The 23,711-nt window shown below is 49.4% G+C and carries 22 protein-coding genes, 1 other RNA gene and 2 pseudogenes; 5 read left to right on the forward strand and 20 right to left on the reverse strand.

What is annotated here, in order from left to right:
- Positions 1-386: 386 nt before the first annotated feature.
- The 4 genes from LG202_RS05120 to LG202_RS05135 form a co-directional block, all read right to left on the reverse strand.
- A complete protein-coding gene (locus LG202_RS05120; RefSeq protein ID WP_230347326.1) occupies positions 387-1,433 on the reverse strand; it encodes an ABC transporter substrate-binding protein in 1,047 nt (348 codons plus the stop codon).
- Positions 1,430-2,524: an ABC transporter substrate-binding protein gene (locus LG202_RS05125; protein WP_230347327.1), complete on the reverse strand. Its 1,095-nt coding sequence runs from the start codon at positions 2,522-2,524 to the stop codon at positions 1,430-1,432. The genes LG202_RS05120 and LG202_RS05125 overlap by 4 nt, the downstream gene beginning before the upstream one ends.
- 271 nt (positions 2,525-2,795) lie before the next feature.
- Positions 2,796-3,854 carry an ABC transporter substrate-binding protein gene (locus LG202_RS05130; RefSeq protein WP_230347328.1) on the reverse strand — a complete coding sequence of 353 codons (1,059 nt, stop codon included), beginning with the start codon at positions 3,852-3,854 and terminating at the stop codon, positions 2,796-2,798.
- 14 nt (positions 3,855-3,868) lie between these two features.
- Positions 3,869-4,597, reverse strand: a complete 729-nt coding sequence (locus LG202_RS05135; RefSeq protein WP_230347329.1) for a class II aldolase/adducin family protein — start codon at positions 4,595-4,597, stop codon at positions 3,869-3,871.
- A gap of 358 nt (positions 4,598-4,955) precedes the next feature.
- On the opposite strand from LG202_RS05135, the gene LG202_RS05140 reads away from it, so the two are divergent.
- Positions 4,956-6,116, forward strand: a complete 1,161-nt coding sequence (locus tag LG202_RS05140; RefSeq protein WP_230347330.1) for a sigma-54 interaction domain-containing protein — start codon at positions 4,956-4,958, stop codon at positions 6,114-6,116.
- A gap of 52 nt (positions 6,117-6,168) precedes the next feature.
- Here LG202_RS05140 and LG202_RS05145 read toward each other — a convergent pair whose 3' ends face one another.
- From LG202_RS05145 to LG202_RS05165, 5 genes and pseudogenes are all read right to left on the reverse strand, one after another.
- Positions 6,169-6,771 (reverse strand): DUF5610 domain-containing protein, encoded by a 603-nt coding sequence (locus LG202_RS05145; protein ID WP_230347331.1) that lies wholly within the window; start codon positions 6,769-6,771, stop codon positions 6,169-6,171.
- Between the two features lie 156 nt (positions 6,772-6,927).
- Positions 6,928-7,479, reverse strand: coding sequence for an NADPH-dependent FMN reductase (locus tag LG202_RS05150; protein ID WP_230347332.1), 552 nt, complete (start codon positions 7,477-7,479; stop codon positions 6,928-6,930).
- Between the two features lie 201 nt (positions 7,480-7,680).
- Positions 7,681-8,445, reverse strand: a pseudogene (locus tag LG202_RS05155) (methyl-accepting chemotaxis protein); the annotation flags it as partial.
- Positions 8,446-8,739: 294 nt separating this feature from the next.
- A pseudogene (locus tag LG202_RS05160) lies at positions 8,740-9,237 on the reverse strand (Tar ligand binding domain-containing protein); the annotation flags it as partial.
- Positions 9,238-9,406: 169 nt separating this feature from the next.
- Positions 9,407-10,660 carry an adenylate/guanylate cyclase domain-containing protein gene (locus LG202_RS05165; protein ID WP_230348047.1) on the reverse strand — a complete coding sequence of 418 codons (1,254 nt, stop codon included), beginning with the start codon at positions 10,658-10,660 and terminating at the stop codon, positions 9,407-9,409.
- Positions 10,661-10,789: 129 nt separating this feature from the next.
- Between LG202_RS05165 and ffs the strand changes: the two genes are divergently transcribed.
- The 4 genes from ffs to recR all read left to right on the forward strand — a co-directional run bounded on the left by ffs (position 10,790) and on the right by recR (position 13,675).
- Positions 10,790-10,887, forward strand: an RNA gene (ffs, locus tag LG202_RS05170) — signal recognition particle sRNA small type.
- Between the two features lie 116 nt (positions 10,888-11,003).
- On the forward strand, positions 11,004-12,704 hold the full coding sequence (gene dnaX / locus LG202_RS05175) for a DNA polymerase III subunit gamma/tau (protein WP_230347334.1): 1,701 nt from the start codon (positions 11,004-11,006) through the stop codon (positions 12,702-12,704).
- Between the two features lie 21 nt (positions 12,705-12,725).
- Positions 12,726-13,052, forward strand: a complete 327-nt coding sequence (locus LG202_RS05180) for a YbaB/EbfC family nucleoid-associated protein (protein WP_230347335.1) — start codon at positions 12,726-12,728, stop codon at positions 13,050-13,052.
- Between the two features lie 23 nt (positions 13,053-13,075).
- Entirely contained in the window at positions 13,076-13,675 is a 600-nt protein-coding gene (gene recR / locus LG202_RS05185) for a recombination mediator RecR (RefSeq protein WP_230347336.1), read from the forward strand.
- Here the strand turns inward: recR and LG202_RS05190 are convergent.
- From LG202_RS05190 to LG202_RS05240, 11 genes are all read right to left on the reverse strand, one after another.
- Positions 13,672-14,379, reverse strand: a complete 708-nt coding sequence (locus tag LG202_RS05190; RefSeq protein WP_230347337.1) for an HAD family hydrolase — start codon at positions 14,377-14,379, stop codon at positions 13,672-13,674. The two genes, recR and LG202_RS05190, sit on opposite strands and share 4 nt — an antisense overlap.
- A 1-nt stretch (position 14,380) precedes the next feature.
- Positions 14,381-15,100 (reverse strand): bifunctional 2-polyprenyl-6-hydroxyphenol methylase/3-demethylubiquinol 3-O-methyltransferase UbiG, encoded by a 720-nt coding sequence (gene ubiG, locus LG202_RS05195; RefSeq protein ID WP_230347338.1) that lies wholly within the window; start codon positions 15,098-15,100, stop codon positions 14,381-14,383.
- Positions 15,067-16,437, reverse strand: a complete 1,371-nt coding sequence (locus LG202_RS05200) for a TRZ/ATZ family hydrolase (protein ID WP_230347339.1) — start codon at positions 16,435-16,437, stop codon at positions 15,067-15,069. Before LG202_RS05200 ends, ubiG begins: the two co-directional genes overlap by 34 nt.
- A 57-nt stretch (positions 16,438-16,494) precedes the next feature.
- Complete coding sequence (locus tag LG202_RS05205) at positions 16,495-17,589, reverse strand: OmpA family protein (RefSeq protein WP_230347340.1); 1,095 nt, start codon at positions 17,587-17,589, stop codon at positions 16,495-16,497.
- An 80-nt stretch (positions 17,590-17,669) separates the two neighbouring features.
- Positions 17,670-18,380 (reverse strand): (5-formylfuran-3-yl)methyl phosphate synthase, encoded by a 711-nt coding sequence (locus LG202_RS05210; protein ID WP_230347341.1) that lies wholly within the window; start codon positions 18,378-18,380, stop codon positions 17,670-17,672.
- Positions 18,377-18,952: a DUF447 domain-containing protein gene (locus tag LG202_RS05215; RefSeq protein WP_230347342.1), complete on the reverse strand. Its 576-nt coding sequence runs from the start codon at positions 18,950-18,952 to the stop codon at positions 18,377-18,379. Before LG202_RS05215 ends, LG202_RS05210 begins: the two co-directional genes overlap by 4 nt.
- Positions 18,949-20,466, reverse strand: coding sequence for a DUF6513 domain-containing protein (locus tag LG202_RS05220; RefSeq protein WP_230347343.1), 1,518 nt, complete (start codon positions 20,464-20,466; stop codon positions 18,949-18,951). Before LG202_RS05220 ends, LG202_RS05215 begins: the two co-directional genes overlap by 4 nt.
- The gene (locus LG202_RS05225) at positions 20,442-20,990 is read right to left on the reverse strand and encodes a flavoprotein (protein WP_230347344.1); all 549 of its coding nucleotides are present in this window, start codon (positions 20,988-20,990) and stop codon (positions 20,442-20,444) included. The genes LG202_RS05220 and LG202_RS05225 overlap by 25 nt, the downstream gene beginning before the upstream one ends.
- A 7-nt stretch (positions 20,991-20,997) precedes the next feature.
- Positions 20,998-22,320, reverse strand: coding sequence for an adenylosuccinate synthase (locus tag LG202_RS05230; protein ID WP_230347345.1), 1,323 nt, complete (start codon positions 22,318-22,320; stop codon positions 20,998-21,000).
- Positions 22,321-22,341: 21 nt separating this feature from the next.
- Positions 22,342-23,505, reverse strand: a complete 1,164-nt coding sequence (locus LG202_RS05235; RefSeq protein WP_230347346.1) for an ATP phosphoribosyltransferase regulatory subunit — start codon at positions 23,503-23,505, stop codon at positions 22,342-22,344.
- A 20-nt stretch (positions 23,506-23,525) separates the two neighbouring features.
- Positions 23,526-23,711 carry a DUF2065 domain-containing protein gene (locus tag LG202_RS05240; RefSeq protein ID WP_230347347.1) on the reverse strand — a complete coding sequence of 62 codons (186 nt, stop codon included), beginning with the start codon at positions 23,709-23,711 and terminating at the stop codon, positions 23,526-23,528.

Genomic DNA, 23,711 nt, shown 5'->3' on the forward strand with positions numbered 1-23,711 from the left:
TAAGTGCCCTGCGGCACATCATTCCAAATAACTTTTTTCAACATCTCTTAATAAAAACATATAAAGAGAATTAAAAATACAATTTGGTTATATATCTGCAATCACCGTGCCAAACCCTTACCCAGATTAACTTCTTATTAAAATTCATTCACTTGGAAAAATTCAGAAAGGGCGTTAGCGATAAAACTGTTGCTATAGCATCAAAAAACTAGAAAAAGTGCTGCTATAAAAACAGACTCCACTGATGAAAATGAAACAGCAGTGCTAAAGCAGCACTGCCATCTATACCGTATAAGAATCACCCGGGCGCCGACCCTACGTTGCCATACAACTATTCTCCGGCAAGGTACTACCTGGATCACTCAGCTGAATTTGATTGATTGCGCCTAGTGTGGAACCCAAAAACCTTCAAGCTTGAGATCACTCAATGCCCTAGTGACAAAACGCGGATTAAGCATCTGCTGGACGTCCGCTTGCGTTCGCGTCAATCCGGATGCCTGTGCATAGGCCACTGCATTGCGATAATGTTCCTGCAAGGCCGCATCGTAGAGCGGGGACCAGCGCTGACGCCAGATGACATTGTCCTGCTCATATTCTCTGCGGTTCACGCTTTCGGGATAGATCTTGTTGGAATATTCCCGGATATAGGTTTCCTTGTTTTCATCCTGCGCCACCCAGTGCACACTTTTCAGGTAGGCAGTCACAATAGCCTGGGTCACCTCGGGGTTCTGCTTCACAAAATCATTGCGTGCCCATACCCCCCCCATTAGCTTCCAGTCCACCGGGGCAGTCTTGGTGGACCAGATGATTTTGCCCACGCCCCTGTCCTCTAGGATATAGGAGTCGAACAGGCTGAAAAAACCATCGACAGTGCCGCTCGCCAAGGCAGCAGCACCGACCTGTGGGTTAACATTGACGATCTTGAAGTCCTTGAACGTCAGGCCCTCGCTCTGCAACAGGTTAGAGAAAGCCAGCTCCCACGGTCGACCGCGGTGCAAGGCGATCTTTTTACCTTTCAGGTCCTTGATGTTCTTGGCAGTCGAGTTCTTGGGAACCACGAGATATGAATTGGATGTTGTACCCCAAGGCGCCACCAGTTGGACGGTTGGCTTGCTGGCATTAAGAATGATGGGCGGCAAATCGCCGTAGATGCCAAAATCAATCTTGCCACTGGCAAAGCCTTCGTTGATGACTGGGCCGACAGACGCCATCGCCGCAGGCACCCATTCCACCTTGATGCCTTGCTTGCGCAGCTCCTCGGGGAAAGTACCATTAACGACAAGAGAGGCACTGCCGGTATACACCGTCTTGCCGCCGACGTTAGTCGCCACCGAGGCGATACGGACCACCTTGAGGTCTTCGGTATGAGCAATAGGAAAATAGCTCAAGAGCCCTGCTAGTAAGAAAGCAGGCAATACAGTCAACTTCATCATTTCCCCTTACCCACTGCTGGACTAAGCTGAGCCTGCTTGATCTGCTGACTTTGCCAGTAATGCTCAAGGTTCAGCTCTTTAAGCGCATGCTCAACAAACTTGGGGTTAAGCAATTGATCCAACTTGACTTCGTTACGCACAAGACCTGACTGTCGGGCATAGCTTGCCACCCGTTGATAGTGTGTCCTCAATGCATCGTCATAGAGAGGAGACCAACGATCTTTCCAAGCAACAATGTCATTGTCGTAATCCTTGCGTACCACCTCTTCCGGCAAGGCATTGGTAGCATATGTCTTGATGTACTTGTCCTTGTTCGCATCCTGCGAAGTCCAGTAATTGGTCTTCACATAGGCAGTCACAATAGTCTGGGTAAGCTCGGGGTATTTCTTGACGAAATCGTTGCTCGCCCATAAACCGCCCATCAACTTCCAATCAGGCGGCGCATTTTTGGTGGACCAGATAATGCGCCCTACTTTGCGCTGTTCCAGGATATGCGCATCGTTCAGGCCAAAGAACCCGTCTACGGTACCACTCGCCAACGCAGCAGCGCCAACTTGGGGGTTCACGTTGACGATCTTGAAGTCCTTGAAGCTGAGACCCTTGGACTCAATCAGGTTAGCAAATGCCACTTCCCATGGACGCCCACGGTGCAAGGCAATGCGCTTACCTTTCAAATCTTCGATGCGGCTGGCCTTGGATTTTGCAGGTACCACAAGATAAGAGTTGCCGCTGCGCCCCCAGGGCGACACCAATTGTACGGTTGGCCTGGAAGCATTCAGGATCACGGGAGGCAAATCACCATAAGAAGCAAAATCAATTTTGCCGCTGGCAAAGCCTTCATTGATGATCGGGCCCACGGCAGAATGCGAGGCTGGCACCCATTCGATTTTCACGCCTTTTTTCGCGAGCGTCTCTTCCAGCCCGCCTTCGGTCAGCACTGCGGCGCCGTTGAGGTAGGTGGTTTTGCCCGCAATGTTGTATACCACCGCCGCAATCCGCACGACTTTGGGTGTTTCCTCGGCAAAGACAACCGAAGCAGGCAATGCCACCATGGCAGCCAGTGCCAGATGATAAATTTTTTTATGCAACATTTAAATCACTCCAAAACATGTCAGTCCTGTTCCAAAATCCAATGCCGGGTATTTGAAACTCATGAAAATTCAATGAAAAAACAGTGCGCTCGCCCGTTGTCGGGTAAAACACACCATAAAGAGACAGTCTTGAAACTCATTACTGCTGCTCACAACACGACCATCCAATTAAATAGAGCGGCTAACAAAACTCAGGAAGCGGTCCTGGCAAGGCGCTACAAGTAGTACAACAAGGCAAAGCAGCAACGCCAGAGAGTTTTGTGAACCGCGCTTAAGCGACCTTGGCCTCTAATTGCCTCCTGGCCTCCTGCAACGGACGTTGATCCACCCATGCGTCAAAATCGAAATCACGATCCAGCAAGCCATGAATCCACATGAAATTCTTCTGCTTACGAAATAACTCAAGGCGATCCGGTGTTAATGTCGGCTCAAGATGCAGGTGGAAATCGTTGCGATATGCCGTCGCCACGCTCTCGGCGCCGGCAAAGGTCTCGTCCTGCAGAATGCTACGCACGCCTTCCAGGTTGTGTTTGGCCCAATCGGCCGCACGCAGCGTCTGGTAAAGAAAGCGGACCACCAGGTCGAAATGGTTCTCCAGCAAATCCTCGTGCACAGTGATTGGTCGCGGCGTGCCATTGTTCACCCGCACACTCTTGTCGGGATAGCTGTCGAGGTCAATCCCAACCACAAGCCCTAAGCGCTTGGCTGCCTCGACGGCGGAAGCACCCTTGACGTAGACCGCATCGACATTTCCTGTAACCAGTTCGTCCAACCCTGCCCACAAGCTACCCACTACCTCACGGCTACGCCTGCCATCTCCACGACCTGCCCCAGCTGCGGCAACCTCGACGAGTTCGACGTCATCCAACGTCAAGCCTGCGATGCCAAGCGCACCTTTGTATCCATGCAGGCTCATGCCGCGCGCGATGCTACTGCCGCGCACATGATCCTTGATCGGGTGATCAACAAAAGCGGGCAATGCCAGACGTTTGCCCTTGAGCTGGTGCGGCTCGGTAATGCCGGAATCAGGCCTCACCAAGATCGCCTGCCACTCGTCTATCCATGTCAGGCCAATCAGGCGTGTCGGCGCATATTGCGCACGCGCTGCGATCGCCAGCAAATTGCCCCCCTCACGGATGAGGGTAGGCAACTGGTGGTCATAGTGATGCCGGTTGTATTCTCGTGGGCCGTCCTGCAGAGTTGAGACGGTAATGCCATCCTTTGCAAACTCTTCGTCCAGCCAGCCCAGCTTATAAGCAATGCCGGTCGCAGTCGGCACCGGGCAACGGGTAAACCATATCTGGTCTACGCTATTTATTAGTTCGCTCATTGCCGACCCCTCTATTAACGCAGGTCAGTAGCTGGTAACAGGTTCAAGTCCTTGGCCTGGTCATAAATCTTGGCCATCTTCCATTGCTGCGCCAATACGCCAGGGCCGTAATCACGGGAGCCTCCGATCGCGTCAGCCAAGGTCTGGATTTGTGCACCTTCTTCAAGAATTAGGATAAATTCAGCAGTCTTGCGCAACCCCTGCTTGCCCCAGACGGTAGAGCCTCCATTGGCTTCCAGAATTGCGGTGTTATGCGGATTGAGCTTGATCTGATCCAGGATGAAATCCACCTCTTGCTGTCGGCGATCTATATAAATAGGAATTTCACGAATCAGGTTATAACGCTGCACCGGAACATAACGAATCGGCAGTGTACGATGGGTTTGCGCCCAAGCACCCAGATAGGGGGAATGCACATGTGAAATCGTCGTGATATCCGCATGCTCCTTGAAGAGCTTGGTATAACGGGTCGAGCCAGCCCCGGTGCCCTTGCCTAATACCACATTACCCTCAAAATCTACTACAACAGCCTGCAATTCACGGCCATCCCAATTAAATGGGCCTGGGTCATTCACGATTACCAGCTTCTCCTCGCCGGGTACGCGCTCTACAAAACCTACCGTCCCGTTTGCAGTAATGGTGCCGGTGTTGCGAAATGCGGCAAACGCGATCTTGGCGTCAGCCAAGACCTGTGCAGCAAAAGCTTCTAGATCGTTTTCTGTCTCAATTGCGGTTACGGTCATCACTCACCTCTATAGTCGTCATGAAAAGCTGGCAAAGTTGCAAGCATCTTGATGACAAAGTTGGCAAAACACATGCCAAGAGCGAAGGGCATTCATTAAAAACAAAATAATTGTTTTATTTCATATAGATAATTATTTACTTGCAAAAATGACTTCTCATCCAACCTGCTACAAAATCAACACCTGCTGCAGAATCAACAGTGAGCTTCGCCGCTGAACTGCGTCAGAATCAACAACATGCTGTGAGGCGCCACTTCTTTATTTCAAATAAGAATATAGATATGAAAATATAGTTTTAGACCAGCTAAAGGATTATGCGTATATTGGGCAAAGTTTCTACACTGAAAGTCCCCAAGCAATGCATGCTGAACTATGGAATTATGAGCGGGCATTCGAAAGTGCTGATCACGTCATCACGCACCCCAACCCCAGCTCTGTCAGCCTATCTGTGCGCGCAAGCGCACTGGTTTTCAGCGACCCAAGGTCCCAGGCCCTATTGAATCTGATTGAGAAAATTGCCGCCAGCAACGCCACCGCTCTGATTATTGGCGAGACAGGCACAGGCAAGGAACTGATTGCCCGTCATATCCATGCACTGAGTAACAGGAGAGATGGCCCTTTCCAGGCGATCAATTGCGGAGCTTTCTCAGAAACCTTGGTAGAGAGTGAGTTGTTCGGCTATGAACGTGGTGCCTTCACCGGCGCAACCAGTGCCAAAACAGGATGGTTTGAATCAGCCAACGGCGGCACATTGTTTCTTGATGAAATTGGAGATCTGCCCCAGTCAACCCAGGTCAAACTATTAAGAGTGTTGCAGGAGCGTGAAGTCGTTCGACTTGGTTCACGCAAGGCCACGCCAATAGATGTACGCCTGATTGCCGCTACCAACGTAGACCTGGAAGAAGCCGTACGTGCTGGACGATTCCGTGAAGATTTATACTACCGCATCAAGGTAGTACCTATTGACCTGCCTCCTCTGCGCGAGCGCCCGGGCGATATCTTGCCTTTGGTAGAGCATTTCCTGAATGTCTACAAGTCACGCTTGCATACAGATATTCCCAAGCTTGCACCCGACACTATTCAGCAATTACTGCACTATCCTTGGCCAGGAAATATTCGAGAGCTCGAAAATGTCATTCATCGCGCATTACTGATTTCAACCTCTGGAACCTTATACCCAAAAGATTTAGGTTTGCCACCGATAGGAACAGCTCCACTCGAAAAACCAGAATTAAAACCGGTGTTAACAGCGTATGGAACCAGCAAGTTAGAAAATACGACCTCTCAGGCAAGTGATTTAATACCGTCACTGACCACACTGGAGACCTACCAGCTAGAACGCATTCTTAACCAGTTTTTTGAATCACCCCCACCCAACCTATTTGAGCTGGTCAATGCACTTTTGGTAGAAAAGGCCTATGAATTCAGTAACAAAAACCAGGTACATACCGCCAAGCTCTTGGGGATTAGCCGCAATATCTTACGTGCAAGATTAAAGGAACTGAATCTGATTGCCTAAGCACTGAAATAACAAAACCACCCTAAGGTGGTTTTGTTATTTTCTTGAATATTCACGCTTGTGAAGTACTCGACTGATCAGCCTCTCCACGGATGGCGGCTATTTTTGTTGTGAGGAAATCATCAAAACCTTTTTGCACCAGCTCATAGGTTTTAGCAATACCCGCAGCAATATCACTACCCTCTCCCAATACATTCAGTCCAGTCAGGATATCTTTAGCCTCAGCATACCCCTTCTCGAAACCACCACGGATTAATGCCACGAAATCACGCGCTACTGTTTCCGGATCTTTATCCGGGTAACGCGCAGCATAGGCATCAAAAAAACCTGTAGACATCGACAGAATACGTCCAGCTGTAGCTTCGGCACTATTATCCTGCCCCATCGCTCTCCCAATTGCATTCGCACCCAATTCAGGCTGTAGCACAGCATTTAAGTGCTCTACAGCCGAGCGATAAAGCAAGGCCAATCCATCATTTCCTGACTGGATCGAAACCTGTAGTGAAGCTTGCAGAATTTGTGCGTTGAGTACTGATTTTTGCCCACCTGGACTAGATTCTGCAGCTTTTTTCGCCTCATTAAGCGTGTCATTAGCAGATATCGAAGTTACTGGAGTCATGCTGCCAGTAGTGATGCTGTTGCTGGATGCAACCATAGTATCCTCCTCAAATTATCTTGATGGTATTTATCTATATCGGCCACCATCAGAATAAATGAAGGCATTTCTAATCTAATCAATGTAGTACAAACTCAACAAGCAAAAAGGGAGCCGTAAACAGCTCCCTTTTTTGTATAACCCTGCGCTATGTCTTTATGCAACCAAGGTATGCGGTACCTCTTGTCTCAACAAGAAAACTGCCTGCTCAACAGCGACATCTATGCGCTGACGGATAGTATCGCTTGTTAATTGATAATGACTAAATTCGGTATCCTTGGCATAGATTGCCGTAGGAGTGGTATAGACATTGAAAAAACTTGCCAACGTGCGTAGTTGATAGTCAACCACCATGGCATGTTGATCACTACCACCAGTTGCAGCCAAGATGGCAACCTTACCGACCAATGCTTTTGGGTCAAGTAAATCAAAAAAATGCTTCAGTAACCCAGTATAAGAAGCCTTATATACAGGGCTTGCAATCACAAGCAAATCTGCCTCTTGTACTTTCTTATATATCTCCGTTAATTCCGCTGGAAAACTTCCATAAGACACTGTACTACCCAATACTGGTGCAATCTCGGCAATATCAATCACCTCGGCAGGCGCATGTAATTGATGTGATGCACGGGCAGTAACTTCCTCAACAAGCGATTTTGTCCTAGACGGCTGCGACAAACTGCCTGAGATACCTACTATTTTTGCCATACCAACTCCTACTTCCATTAATTGACTCAACTCATGCCAAGGCATGCATTGAATAAATTCAGCAATAAAAGTGCCAGGGCAAAATATGATTATAAATCAATTAGGAGCAATACCAATATGCCAATAGCCTTGAATAAGGTGCTGATTAACCAACATCACTTCAACAGTACTGCTGTTTAATCAGCACATTCTTTAGCTTTATCAAGCAACCTTGAATATTTCTACGGCTTTCTTCAGGTTGTTTGCCTGCTCATCCAATGCAGTAGCTGTCGCAGCTGACTCTTCTACCAACGCAGAATTTTGCTGGGTTGCATCGTCAATTTGTGTGATGGCAATCTTCACATGCTCAATCCCAGTAGCCTGCTCACTAGAGGCAGAAGCAATTTCCTCGATCAAGGTAGCAATCTGGTTTACAGAAGTCGAGACCCCAAGAATCGTGTTACCTGCCGCAGTCACTTTACGAGTTCCAGTCTCAATGACCTCACCAGAAGATGCGATCAACGTCTTGATTTCCTTAGCAGCACTTGCACTGCGCTGGGCTAATGAGCGTACCTCACTCGCCACGACAGCAAATCCTTTACCCTGCTCACCTGCGCGAGCAGCCTCAACCGCAGCATTCAGTGCAAGGATGTTGGTCTGAAATGCAATACCGTCAATCAAGCCAGTGATTTCCTCAATCTGCCCAGATTTGTTACTGATTTCCTGCATGATCTGGACTACCTCGCCCATAGCGCTTTCTCCTTGCCGGGCAACCTGGCTGGCATTTTGTACCATCGCTGTTGCGGCACGTGCGTTCTCGGCATTATTCGAGACAGTTTCTGCCAACTGCTCCATACTGCTCACTGTTTCTTCAAGCGAACTAGCTTGTTCCTCAGTGCGGTGAGACAAATCATTGTTACCTACCGCAATTTCACCAGTACCACTGTTGATCTGTTCAACGCCTGCACGTACCTGAAGCACCATTTTTGCAAGACTCTCTTTCATATCGATCAAGTATGGATATATCTGGCCAGGACAGTTTTTACCGAATGGTTCGATATGAAACGTTAAATCCCCATCGGCAATTTTTTGGAAATACTCTTTTACCTGATCTAGAGGAGTTCTTACAAAATACACAATATACCGATCAGCCAATACCAGAAGAATCACACAGATCAGCAATACCACGGCAACAACCACAATAACCTGCATGCGGTTATTTTTTGCCGTCTGCAGCATCTGGAGATAGCGTTGTTCTAATTGTCCATCCATCTGTTGAATGGTGTTGGCAAACTGACGGCTAGCCCCCACAACAACGGCCATCTCGTGTTGCTTATATTGCGCAAGGTTTCCCTGTTCCAGCAACTCAAGCGAGTTTCCCAAGCCCTCATCCACCAAGGCGTTGTAGTGAGCCTTGAGTTGCTGAATCTGTCCGGGATCCACAGATGCGGCATGCTGCATGAAGTCATCAAAACCATGATTGGCTTGTCCCAATGCTTCCTTGACGCCTCTTACCTCTTCCTGGCTAGCTACGTGATCACCTACCTCAAGACTCTCTGCCAGCCTCACCATCCTCAGCCTTGCACGCAGCAATTGGTCATTGACCTGAGCCAAGGTTCGAGTTTGTTGTAGCATTGAATAACTCAGATCAAGCTCATGCCCTGCTGTCGTCACTCCCTTTAAACCTACCCCAGAGAGCGTAAGGATCATGATACTGATAAACACCAGTACAATAAGCACCATGCGATGCACTGTGATATCTCGTAGGTACTGTTTCATATTGACCCTTCGTTATATGTTCATTTATTGGTAAGCGAAACAATCGCACCATCTAACTAAAATAACGGAGGAAAAAAGGGAAAATTTAACAAAATGTTACAGTTTGTAATATTTTGTATATTTGCTGAATTTACTGATTTTATTAGACTATTCGCATTACCACTAACAATTACTTTTTGCTTTTAAGCCAATAAGTACTCACCACACCCTTGCCTTTAATCTCGACCCCATTGCGAGGCTCGAAAACATAATCCTGACTCAATAACGTGTAAGTGGAAGCAGAAACCTGGATTTGATTAGGCAGGCCTGTATGCTCCATTCGACTGGCAAGATTCACGGCATCACCCCATAAATCGTAGCTAAATCTGGTGTTACCAATGATTCCAGCTACAACTGCCCCACTATTGATACCAATGCGCATCTCCAATGACTGACCAATCTCATGGGAAACCTCCCTCAATAAAGCTGGCATAGCCAATGCCATATCGGCAATTACTTGAGCATGGTCATGACGAGGGTTCGGGGCTCCTGCAATCACCATGTAAGCATCCCCTATCGTCTTGATTTTTTCTACTCCATATTGCGCAGCAAGTTGGTCAAAACGTGAAAATACGTGATTGAGCATGTCGACCACCTGGGTTGGACTCATCGTGGCAGATATCTGGGTAAAGTTAACAATATCGGCAAACAGGATAGTGACTGCCTCATGACTGTCCGCAATGCGAGTACCCTGCGCTTCGTGCAATCGCTGCGCGACTGAATCGGGCAAGATGCTGCGCAATAACTGTTCTGACCGTGATTTCTCAATCGCAAGTGCCTCTAGCACTTTTGCTTTTTGCGATTGAAAATAACGCATCACGATATAAAGGATGCCCGATACTCCGGCCATATTGATCGCGAAAAATGCATCCCTGATGTCGCTGGGAATAGGCATTGCGTGCATAGAAAACAGGGAGTTCAGCCACCATGACAACACGGCCAACACACCAAACAAGATAAACCAAGGGGTTGATTGCCGAGTCCCTAATATCATCAGGGCCCCTACGGGAGACAGGATCGCCCAGAATGCAACGCCACTAGAAGCCTGAAAACCACCAATGATCCACTGCATGAAAAATGGCATCACCAGCAACATCACCAACTGAGTAAAAGTGAACGCATCAAATCGCTTGAAATGGTAAAACACCAATAAACTACTATAGGAAATGATGATGTAGATATAAGGCACAGCAGCCATTACTGCATAACCCTCACCCAGGCTGGATAAGCTGAATATCCAGAATACACAGGCCAAGCTTTCTGCCAACACCAGAATAGATAAGATCACCACCCCAAGCACTACCGTCTTGGCAACCTCAGGTGGCTTACTCCCCAGAAAAGGCTGGATTAGCCGTAGGAAATAACGGTCAGCCTGATGCATGATGACGTTCTCTTTTTTCTTGTAATTCAATTGATTTGATCAATATAGCTCAAGGTCAATCGTTAATCCATCCCTCCCTTGGCCTATGAAAGCACTGGCTGTCACACGTCCATTTGAGTTAGAATGGTGTCTGGCGGGCCTCCCCGCATTGCAAAGTAGCGAACCTGGTCAGGTCCGGAAGGAAGCAGCCACAACTATTGAAGCAAGTGCCGGGGGTTTGGCTCGCCTCTTAAACGAATCGAAAAACCTGCCAGGAAAGATCATGCCGAAGTACTACTGGCATTGCATCAACCGCAAGCAACGGCAGGTACCTGCAACGCATGACACCCATTGAGTTTATACACCTATGAGCTATCAGGTTCTTGCCCGCAAATGGCGCCCAAAATCCTTTGATGCGCTGGTAGGCCAGGAACACGTGGTTCGTGCGCTCACCAATGCCCTGCAACAGCAACGCTTACATCACGCTTACCTCTTCACTGGCACACGTGGCGTTGGCAAGACTACGCTCTCCCGTATTCTGGCAAAATCATTGAATTGTGAACAAGGCGTCAGCGCAACGCCTTGCGGTCAATGCGCAGCCTGTGTTGCCATTGATAAAGGCAGCTTCCTGGATTATGTCGAGATGGATGCTGCATCCAACCGCGGCGTAGAGGATATGACGTCACTGCTGGAAAAAGCCATTTACGCCCCGACACAAGGCCGTTATAAAGTGTATATGCTTGATGAAGTGCACCAGCTGACAGGCCATGCCTTCAATGCCATGTTGAAAACGCTGGAAGAACCACCGGCTCACGTCAAATTCATCCTGGCCACGACTGACCCACAAAAAGTACCAGTCACCATCCTCTCGCGCTGCCTACAATTCAATTTACGTCAGATGTCGAGCAACGGTATCGCCGAGCACCTGCAGCATGTGTTGACCGAAGAAAACATTGTCTTTGAGCCAGTGGCGCTACAGCTAATTGGCCGCTCAGCCAATGGTAGCATGCGCGATGCGCTCTCCTTGCTGGATCAGGCAATTGCCTACGGTGGCGATAGTGTCAATGAAAAAGAAGTCCGTGCGATGCTGGGCGCCATTGACCAGAGCTACCTGTTCGACTTGCTCAATGCTCTACTCTCTCAAGATGGCAACGCCGTGCTGAGCCAAGCCCGCGCCATGGAGCAACGCGCGATCTCTTTTGATGCAGCATTGAATGACTTGGCTAATCTGCTGCACGAGATTGCGATTGTACAAGCCGTGCCTGATAGCATCGCGCACGATCATCCAGAACGCCAATCCATGCTTGATCTCGCATCGCGCATGGGCGCAGAAGAATTACAGCTGTATTACCAAATTGCCCTGTTGGCAAGACGCGATTTGGGCTTGGCGCCTGATGAATTTGCAGGCTTTACGATGGCGCTACTACGTATGCTGGCGTTTAATCCAGGAGAGCAAAAGCCTCCAGCACGCGCAAAACCAACACCTGCCGCAGCCACAGAAAATGTTCCACCTCGTGCCAGTGCGGCCCTGGCTATTAGCCAACCAGCCACCAAGGTGATTGCACCCAGCACCACCGCGTCAGTCTTGGAGACAACACCTCCACCCGCAACAGCATTAACGCCACCTCAGCCAACAGTTGCTGCTACTCCGGCACCTATTGAAGACTCTTCTACACCAACGATTACACGCGCATTTGACGGCAATTGGCGCGCGCTGGTCGATCGCCTAAAGCTGGGGTTGGCACGAGCACTGGCACAAAACTGTGAGCTGGCAAGCTTTGATGAGGAACATATTGCATTTTCAGTACCCCCTTCGCAAAAGCATCTGCTCAATATGGGCTACGAAGAAAAATTGCGAAGCGCAGTTGAGCAACACTTCGGCCGCAAGATCAAGATGACATTTTCGCTAGGCGGTAGCGGCAATACGCCTGCCCAATTAATGAGCCAGGAAAAAGCAGCCTTACAGGCTGATGCAGAAGATGCTATTCATAACGATGGCTTTGTACAGGCACTGATCAAGGATTTTGGTGCCCAAATCATTCCATCCAGCATCAAACCACTTCAATAATTACGTTCGGAGGAAAGACACATGATGAAAGGTGGCTTGGGCAATCTCATGAAGCAGGCCCAACAAATGCAGGAAAACATGAAACGTGCGCAGGAGGAATTGGGCAAGGTTGAAGTTGAAGGCCAATCCGCCTCGGGCCTCGTCAAGATCACTATGACTTGCCGCCATGAAGTGCGCCGCGTCAGCATTGACGATAGCCTGCTGCAAGATGACAAGGAACTGCTGGAAGACTTGATCGCCACCGCATTCAATGATGCGGCACGCAAGGCAGAAGCCACAAGCCAGGAACGCATGAGCAGTCTCACCGCAGGCCTGCCTATTCCGCCTGGCATGAAACTACCTTTCTGATCTAGGTTTTCAACATCAGTACCATGCATAATCCACCTGCACTGGAACAATTGGTTGAAGCCCTGCGCTGCCTACCCGGCGTGGGCCCAAAATCCGCCTTGCGTATGGCGTACTACCTGTTGCAACGGGATAGGAAAGGTGCGGGACTACTCGCTAAATCTCTAGATCAGGCCTTACAGGTCGTCAGTCATTGCAGTCTATGCAACAACTTCAGCGAGCAAGATATTTGTCCGCTGTGCGCCTCTCCCGCCCGCGATCATACCCTGCTCTGCATCGTGGAAATGCCTAGTGATCTCATGATGCTGGAGCAAACCCAATCTTACCAAGGCATGTATTTTGTCCTGATGGGCAGGCTATCTCCCTTGGATGGCATTGGCCCTCGCGATATTCACCTGGACAAGCTGCTCAAGCGCGCCCAGGACGGTGAAGTGGAAGAAGTCATCCTTGCTACCAACTATACAGTTGAAGGTGAGGCAACAGCGCACTATGTCAGCGAACTATTACGTGCCCGCGGCATCAAGGTAAGCCGTATCGCACGCGGCTTACCCATGGGTGGAGAAATCGAGCATGTGGATAGCGGCACCTTGGCGCAAGCCCTATTGGAGCGCCGCAACGTACGCTAGTTAGCTGTGCTTGTTACAGAAACAGAATTGCGGCTCGCTAGCGCTTGCTGCCAGGCAACCAAGCAGGTTTCTATCTCTGGGACCTCATCCACCACATAATCCGCCCCCCATTCGAGTGGACGGTCTGTCTGATCCAAATATCCATACAATGCAACGATAGTTGGCATACCAGCAGCCACTCCGGCCTCTATATCACGCTGGGCATCACCAACATAAATACAATCATCAGGCTGCACACCGACTTGCTCGCACGCCATCAATAATGAATCAGGGTGGGGTTTGGCACGAGGCGCATCATCCGCACAGATCAAGCATGCCATGCGTTGATCCAGCTTCAATGCCGCAAGCAATGGAGCAGAAAACCGCCTGGGCTTATTGGTGACCACACCCCACCGCATACCTGCCGCCTCAATACGATGCAACAATGCATCCATCCCATCAAACAACAAGGGAGCACGTGTATGCAGCTCATCATATAAAGCCAGATACTCATCCCTCATGGCTGCAAAATTCGCATCCTCAGGCGTAATATCAAACCCTATACCCAACAACCCCTTAGAACCGTGTGAGGCATAAGGGCGGATGATTTCCTGATCCAGAAAAGGCAAGCCATGCCGCTTGCGTTGCAGGTTTAATGCTAGCCCAAGATCAGGGGCCGTATCCGCCAAAGTCCCATCAAGATCAAATAACACTAAACTTGCCATACTACTTCACCGTTTGCAGGATATAGTTAACCGAAATATCATCGTTCAACTTGTAATGTTTGGTCAGTGGGTTATATCCCATTCCTTTTGAACCCGTGACCTCCAACCCAGCAACACGTGTCCAAGCCGCTAGTTCTGATGGCTTGATAAACTTCTCATACTCATGAGTACCTCGCGGTAACAGATTCAACACATACTCAGCCCCAAGAACCGCAAAAAGATACGCCTTGGGATTACGGTTGATCGTAGAAAAAAACACTTTACCACCAGGCTTTACCAATTGGGCGCAAGCACGGACAACAGCTGCCGGGTCCGGCACATGCTCCAGCATTTCCATACAGGTCACGACATCAAAGCTTTCAGGAGCCTCTAAAGCCAAGGCCTCTACTGAGATCAAGCGATAATCTACCTTTGCCCCACTTTCATACTGATGCAGTTGCGCCACTTTAAGCGCCTTTTCGCCGAGATCAATGCCCGTAACCTCTGCGCCACGCTCACTCATGGACTCTGACAATATCCCACCGCCACAGCCAACATCCAATACACGCTTGCCAGCCAAACCTGCATGCTCATCTATATAATTGAGACGCAAAGGGTTTATTTCATGCAATGGCTTGAATTCACTGTTCTTGTCCCACCATTTGTGGGCCAACTCGGCAAATTTCTGCAACTCTGCCTGGTCTACATTCATGCCAGATACTGACTCAGTTGGGTTTGCCATTCGGTACTAATCTCCTTTAACTCAGCAGGCTCCATATTGGCATAAATGCCTGCCTGCCCCTGTAACTTCTGATATTTCAATTCACCGGCTACCCAGACATGGGTCACATGCTCACGTCCCGCACTGTAGACCAAATGCGAAATGACATTAAAACAAGGTTGCAGCTCAATGGCAGCCAGATTGACTGCGACAATATCAGCACATTTCCCACGCTCCAATGAACCGATGTCTGCCTCTTGGCCCAAGGCCTTTGCAGCATTAATAGTCGCCATGGCCAAAGCCTCTGCAGCAGATACACTTTCTGCGTCACTACTGGCCCCTTTGGCCAGCAACGCTGCCAGGCGCATTTCCGCGAACATGTCTTGACGATTATTGCTTGCGGCACCATCGGTGCCTATTGCTACATTTACCCCAGCATTAACAAGCGCTGTCACAGGTGCAATGCCACTGGCAAGCTTGAGGTTAGAAGCGGGACAATGTGCAATATGAGCACCATTTGCCGCGAGCGTCTTCATCTCAGCCCCCGTCAAGTGCACTCCATGTGCCGCCACTAGGTTGGGGCCAAGTACGCCAAGCGCCTCAAGACGTTGCAAGGGTCGCACGCCATATTGCTTGATACTATCTTCAACCTCTGTATGTGTCTCATGCAAATGCGTATGGATATTCAATCCCAATTGCTCTGCATAAGTCACAATATTCACAAAAGTGCTATCGCTAACAGTATAAGGTGCATGAGGCGCAAGACTTGCCCTCAACAGCCCGCTGTCACGCCAATCATCCCTGGCCTGCAAACCTTTTTGCACATAATCTTCCGCATCATGTGCATAAGCAGTTGGAAAATCCATGACCACTAAGCCAATATTGGCGCGCATACCAGATTGAGTCGCAGCCTCAGCTACCGCTTGCGGGAAGAAATACATATCACTGAAGCAGGTAGTACCGCCAGCCAGCATTTCAGCACATCCAAGCAAACTCCCTTGGCGCACAAATCGCTCCGAAACGAAACGCTTTTCCACGGGCCAGATATGTTGTTGCAACCACTGCATCAAAGGTTTGTCATCAGCCAGCCCTCTCATCAGGCTCATCGCCGCATGAGTATGCAAGTTAATTAACCCGGGAATCAACACATGATCATTTAGCACGATCACCTGTACCAATGGATATTTTTTCTTGGATTGTTCTGACGGAAGAATGTCGAGAATGCGACCAGCTTGAACAATGACAGTGTGCTGCTCGAGCACTTGTCCATACGGTAGCACTGGTACGACCCATCGTGCCTCTAATGCAAACACATTAGATTGCTCAGCGGAATATTGATGTTTTAAAGTTTGACTCATGGATAACCATATAAAAAAGCCCCGCATGGCGGGGCTTTTTCAACACTCAAGCTTTGATTATTCGCTAGCGCGTTGTACTTCGATTTCAACCACTACACGACGGTTAGGTTGCAGGCACTCAATTGCCTTCTTGCCACGAACAGCTGTGCACTCAACAACAGGCTCGGCTTCACCCTTACCAACAGCATGCAGACGGCTCTCTTCAATACCTTGGGAAACCAGGTACTTCTTAACAGTGTTAGCACGACGCTCGGACAGCTTTTGGTTGTAGGAGTCGTTACCAATGCGGTCAGTATGACCAGTGATCAGAACCAGCTCAACTTCTGGGTGAGCCTTCATCTTTTCAACAACATCAGCATTCAGTGCAGACTTGCCTTCTTCCTTCAGATTGTCCTTATCGAAACCGAACAGAACTTCAGAAGAAAGAGTAACCTTCTCAAATGCTGGCTCAGCAGGACCAACAGGCGCTGGAGCTGGCTCAGCAACTGGTTCAGGAGCTGGCTCTACAGCAGCAACTGGCTCTGGAGTTGGCTCAACTACCGGTGCTGGCTTAGGAGCACCAAAGCGGAAGATCGCACCCAGGTTGAGGTAAGTATTGCTCAGTGTTGAAGTATTGCGATCACCTACAACACCTGTCTCACCACGGCTCCAAACTTGACGTACGTCAGCTTGCAAACCGAAAGATTCATTGAACAAGTATTGTGCACCGAAGCCAACATTAGCCATCCAGGAAGTCTTCTTACCACCCCAGTCAGCGCCAGTTGCAGTTTCAGTGTAATCAATTTTATTACGTGCAGCGCCAACACCGGCCAGTAAGAACGGACGGAACTTGTCACGGCTAAAGAAGTACAGTGCATCTACACCGAACAGAGTCTGGCGATATTTACCATCGCTGAACTGGGAACGGTTTTCATCAGCACGGTTGTGGCTCAAGCCGATTTGAACATCCCAATGCTCGCTGATTTCCTTACCAAACTTCAAGAAACCACCAACACTTTGATTTTCAGCCTTGGCATCGTTGTCGGCATTCAGCACATTAACGCCTGGTAAAGCATACCAAGCACCGCTGTATGCAACGTCATCAGCACTCGCTACGGAAGTAGCAAATGCAAATGCGCCAGCAACTGCAAGACCAATCAGATTTTTTTTCATTCGATTTAACTCCTGATGACTAACGGACGACTTGACTATACTCAATGCATAAAAGCCACGCAACGATATAGTCGAGGAAATCAAGCCAGATCGGCACTTTCAACCGACTTGTTGTAATTATACAACAACACCCTTAACGCAGACACCCTGCTTTTACAGAGTTTTGCAACACGATCAAACCCTTCGCATACCGCGCCACGAACGCCCACGTAAGAGGGTTTCATTTTAACTATATTTTCAATATTTTCAATATTTAACGATCCGGCCAAGCCAGTTTGCATACCTGCGGCTAAATGCACAAACTCTTGGAGTTCTTGTTCGCTCATATGAGAAAGCAAACTACTTCCATCCTTGTGTGCCGTATCAAGCATCACGCCCCAAAAACCAGCCTCTCGCAGCAATGGTAGCAAGGTAAGCTGTGGAGCAATATCCGCCATGAGTACCGCGACCATTGCCAGCTTGTGTTCAGCAATTAACGACTGTAAGGCATGAATGCACGCCGTATTATCGCGCTCATTCCCAAAAAAACCGACCTTAATAATATCCACGCCTGTCATTTTCATTTGCATGACAGCCTGGCAAATCAATTCAGGTTGCATAGGCAGATCACCTGTAGTCGCACTGGTTATCCGCCTACCATCAACTGCCTCAACTGCCTGCTTGACGACCAAATGCGGCAATGCACCTAATGCACCCTCTAGAGGATTTTTCATATCAATGATATCCGCACCGCCTTCCAAAGCCATCAAGGCTTCTTCAGCCGAAGTCACGCTGATCAGCAATTTACTCATGCTTGGTTTTCCCCTGTGATCATGGCTTTGTGATTTTCAACCTTATCGACTAGCCACTGCCAAGCCTCTAACTCACGCTCCCCTGCGGTCTTCTCTATCGCAATTTTCAGGTAATTAAGCTCGGTCTCGATTTTATCCAACGGTAGCATATGCAAACGACTGACTAGCACAGCTAATTCGATCACTGCTGCTTGTGCGCGGTTGAATCCACGAAATGGGGCATGAGTTTCTTCGTGCACAACCCGAAAATAAAGCTCCGGCCGAACCTGATCTTCCTTAACCTCCACCAGTGCCAACTCTCGATGCGTCAATGCTGAACTCAGCACCACACCATCAATCTTGCTGGCTTTGGTTAACGGCCAATCACGATGTCCAGATAAACTACCAGCGAACACGCGTACATCATCCGTAAAATTAAGCACCGCATGCCGGGTCGACAATAGATTATCCAACGTCACTGAAGGGCGAAATGGAGCAATCAATATCAAGCCATTACGCTCCCTCACACCAAAAGGTGCAATGTGTGGAACACCTTCTGGGCTTAGTGTAGTCAGTATGCTTTCGTAAATCATGCGTCTGGCATCTTTCTTGTGCTACGCGGCCCGCAGGTCACATCCTCGACAGGCGGCTCGATATTAGGCTCTTTTTCAATCCGACGGGGGCCGCACGTCGCTTCTGCATTATTGTGCTCGGCCCGCTTCTCTTTTTTATCCTTTAGTGCCGCATCCCGGTGTTCTACCCTGCCCTCAGGGTCTTTCGCCAATGTGGCACACCCCCATTCCAACTCTTCATCCTGGCTATAACGCTTCTTTAACTGCCACGCAATTTGTGCGCGCGCCAACTCAACCCCAAGATAGAAAGCATGTGATCCATCATGATCCACATTGAGGTAAGGATATAACCTGAAGGGATCGGTCTCACAATGAATGCCATCGCGATTGAACACATGCATGCCATCTTTGCTGATAATGATACGAAAGCTGGGATCCTTGATCTGGCTTGCCAACTCTTCCACCTCTTCCGGCGTATAGGTAAAAGGACGCCTATCATGCAGCCCTAACAAGCCATTACTGTAGTCGCGGGGCAAACGGTTTTCTTCGCGTGCAGCATACATGACGCGACGCGCCACATCAGCCTCGGCAACAGCAAACGTGGCATGCGCGCTTACCGAGGTGGCGAGCACAGCATTGATCTTAAGCTCAGTAATCATGCCAAACAACATCGCATTGATGCCGGTAGTATCAGCGTCAGTCAACTCAGTCAGGTTGCCCACGCCCATCATGATCTCGATATCTGGATAGCGTTTTCTCAGACGCTGATAACGCACGATAGAGTCAGTAAAACCAAACGGAATGGGATCAAGGATAGCATCGGCAATGAATGGCTTATTGCGCTTCAACATGCCTTCAATCGCACGATACAAAGATCTAGGATTGGTGGGGGTAGTAGGAATCAGGATGGGGATAGATTCAACCTCATCGGCGATCCACAAGGTTTTTTCCGTCAGGCTTAATAGATAATCGGCCCCTGCCCTGCCCGCCAACAGCAAATCATCTGCATTTAAGGAATCAACGCTGACCTTGAAGCCCTCTTGCTTCAAAGCCTGTATTGACTCCTTAAGGTGAGGAAAAGGTGTATTGGGCAAACAACCCAGATCCACCACATCTGCACCTTGCCGACGAAACTCCTGCGCGCGCGCAACCACGCCATCTACAGAAAGCTGTGGTGCTTCTACAATCTCGGCAAAAATCTTGACGTCGTACATGGATAAATCTGCCTGACGGCCTCCGCGACCAAAAAACTGCGGCAAATCCTTAAGGTCTTCAGGCCCACGCTGGACTGGCACACCATACTTTTCTTCCAGCGGGGCCAAATCACCACGACATAAGCCTGGTACGATAATCCGATCTGCATCACCAGCATCTGGCAACCTGCGCATAATCAGTTGCGGCGTCAGTAATGCCGCCACTGAAACCCCAAGCTGGGCAACTCTATAATTGAATTCCGTCGGCTGCATATCTGCCAGCACTTTGTGCAGGCTTTTTTCCGCAAGCTTTCCGGTCAGGAAGAGGAGGTTTTCAGACATGCGAGTCTGGCCTGGATCGCGGCCTGCAATTGCTGCATATCACTGACTACCGTGGTGTCTTCAAATGTTTGAAGTCTTTCGATATTCTCTAAGTCAACCCTACGCGGATATACCTTGACCATATTGTCCCGAGGCGCCTCAGATTCTACCTCAGGCGCTGTATCACAGGCGAATACAATGCTGGGTACACCACATTTGCCAGCCTGGGCATATACATTGGTCACCAAGGTATCAGAAATACCGCATACCATCTTGGCAATGGTATTGGAGGTTGCGGGCGCGATGACTACCGTATGATAGTTGCCGTAATAAAACATCTCTACTGGCACCGAGCTTGCAGTTTTATCCTGAAACACCTTAGCAACCTGATGTCGGTAGCCGTACTGCTGAAGCACTTCCGCCCCTGCGCGGCTCAGGAACAAATCCACATCTTCCAGGCCATCAATAATTTCAATGCATTCACGGAGATAATGACCTGAGCCAGTAATAGCCCAGGCCAGCCTTGGTTTTTCTACTGTTTTCACGCTAACCTTACACGCCGAAAGGATGGCGCAATACGATAGTCTCATCGCGTTCAGGACCTGTGGAGACAATATCCACGGGAACTTCGCACAAAGCTTCCAGACGCTTCAGGTAATTGCGGGCATTCTGCGGCAAATCTTCCCAGCGGCTAACACCGAAAGTATTTTCATCCCAGCCCGGCAAGGTTTCATAAACAGGCTTACAGCGCGCGACATCATCAGCCCCAACTGGCAGCAAATCAACAGGTTTGCCATCCAGTTCATAGCCAGTACAGATATTTAGCTCCTTGATACCATCCAACACGTCCAGCTTGGTGATACACAAACCAGTCAAGCCGTTGATGCGGGCAGAGCGACGCAATGCCGCAGCATCAAACCAGCCACAACGGCGCTTACGCTTGGTCACTGTGCCGATTTCACGACCCTTGTCAGACATCTGGAACCCGGGAGTATCCTCAGTTTCGATATCCAGTTCACTAGGGAAAGGCCCTCCGCCAACACGTGTGGTATAGGCCTTGGTAATCCCGAGGACGTAATGCAGCATGCTGGGGCCAACACCTGTACCAGCAGCAGCTTGGCCAGAGATACAGTTGGAGGAAGTTACATAGGGGTATGTACCATGGTCAACATCAAGTAACGTCCCCTGCGCGCCTTCAAACAGGAGGTTTTGGCCTGCCTTGTTTGCATCATAAAGTGCAGCAGAAATATCCGTGACCAATGGTTGTAGCAATGGTGCCTTGGATAAGGCGCTGTCCAGTTGTTGCTGGAAATCCACCGCTTCGGCATTCAGGTATTTGGTGAGAACGAAGTTGTGATAATCCAGCACTTCGCGCAGCTTTTCTGCAAAACGCTCTGGATAGAACAAATCATAGACACGCAATGCACGACGTGCCACCTTGTCTTCATAGGTTGGGCCAATGCCCTTGCCTGTAGTGCCAATCTTGCGGCCTGGGTCACGCGCTGCTTCACGCGCCTTGTCCAGACGTACGTGATAATCCAGAATCAATGGGCAACCTGGGCTTACTTTCAAGCGGTTGCGCACTTCCAGACCTGCCTTTTCCAGGCCATCGATTTCGAACAGAAGATGGCTTGCATCCAGCACCACGCCGTTACCGATATAGCAATTGACGCCTTCGCGCACAATACCGGAAGGAACCAGATTCAGCTTATATTCCTTCTGGGAGGCACCTTGACCGATCACCAGGGTATGACCAGCGTTATGACCACCTTGAAAGCGCACAACACCTTGTGCATGGTCGGTCAACCAGTCAACGATCTTACCTTTACCCTCATCGCCCCACTGGGTACCGATAACAACGACGTTCTTGCTCATGAATAGATCCAATAGATAGATTTATAACGCGGGAGCGGCCACGACGACCCACTCTCCATTTTGCTGAACCAGGATGCGATCGCAACCCAGCTCCGCACGATAAGACTCTTGCCCAGGCAGTTCCTGAATCACCACTTGTCCTTGAGAGCGCAGATGCTCAACAGCCAAACTCAATGAAACATCGGCAACAGCAGGTGCAAAAATCGCAGTTGCCATTTCAGCCGCTGGCAACGAACTCACTACGCCACGCAAGTCGAGACTGAAACCAGTAGCTGGTCGGGCGCGTCCAAAAATAGCACCGACTTCATCGTAGCGACCGCCCCTAGCCAATGGCCCTGCATATCCTTGCGCATAAGCAGCGAAGACAATGCCACTGTGATAATGATAACCACGCAATTCTGCCAGGTCGAAACAGACCTTCACATCAAGGTCTGCCAAACCTGTACCCACTGACTTGAGATCACGTAGTGCCTGCTGAATGGCTTCAATGCGTGGCAAGCGTTTAGCCGCTTCTTCAAGCACACTGACATCACCGTTCAACTCCGTCAGGCTGGACAATGCCGCTAATGTTTCCTGGGTTAAATTCTTGCCCAGTTCACGTACTGCCGACTGATCCTTGCTTTGCAAGGCAGCATAGAGTTCTTGCTCCTGCGCCTCGGCAATGCCGGCATGCTCAAGCAAGCTAGCAAAGATACCGACATGGCTCACGTCTATGTATAAAGTGCTCAAGCCAACGGCATGCAGGGCTTTGATCATCAGGCGCTGGATTTCGATATCGCTCTCAACACCGGCATGACCATACAGCTCTGCGCCCACATGTAAAGGCTCACGGCTACGCGCAAGACCATCCGGCGCAGTACGCAACACGCTGCCGGCATAACATAGGCGTGTCACACCTTGGTTATTCAGCATGTGGGCATCAATACGCGCAGTTTGCGGTGTCATGTCAGCACGGATACCCATGAGCTTTCCGGTCAGTTGATCAACTACCTTGAAAGTCGCAATATCCAGATCATGGCCAATACCAGTCGTCAGTGATTCCATGTATTCCATCATGGGTGGAATCACATACTGATAACCATGAACCTTGAACAAATCCAGCAAACTGCGGCGCAATTGCTCTACGCGCGCAGCCTCGGCTGGGAGTACATCTTCGATGTATTCGGGAAGTAACCAGTTACGCATTTTTCTATGAGATTTAAGGGCTAGTGCACAAAGAGCACGATCAACAAGCCTGCCAGCATGGATGCCAGCCCGACGAAACGTAACTGCCCATCCTTCATTTCCACCATCCGTTGAAATGTCTGCCTCCAAGCTTGGGGAGCAACTAAAGGCAACACACCTTCAATCACCAATACCAAACCAAAGGCAAGCAATAGGCTGGAAGTCAA

The organism is Methylobacillus methanolivorans, assembly GCF_054588515.1.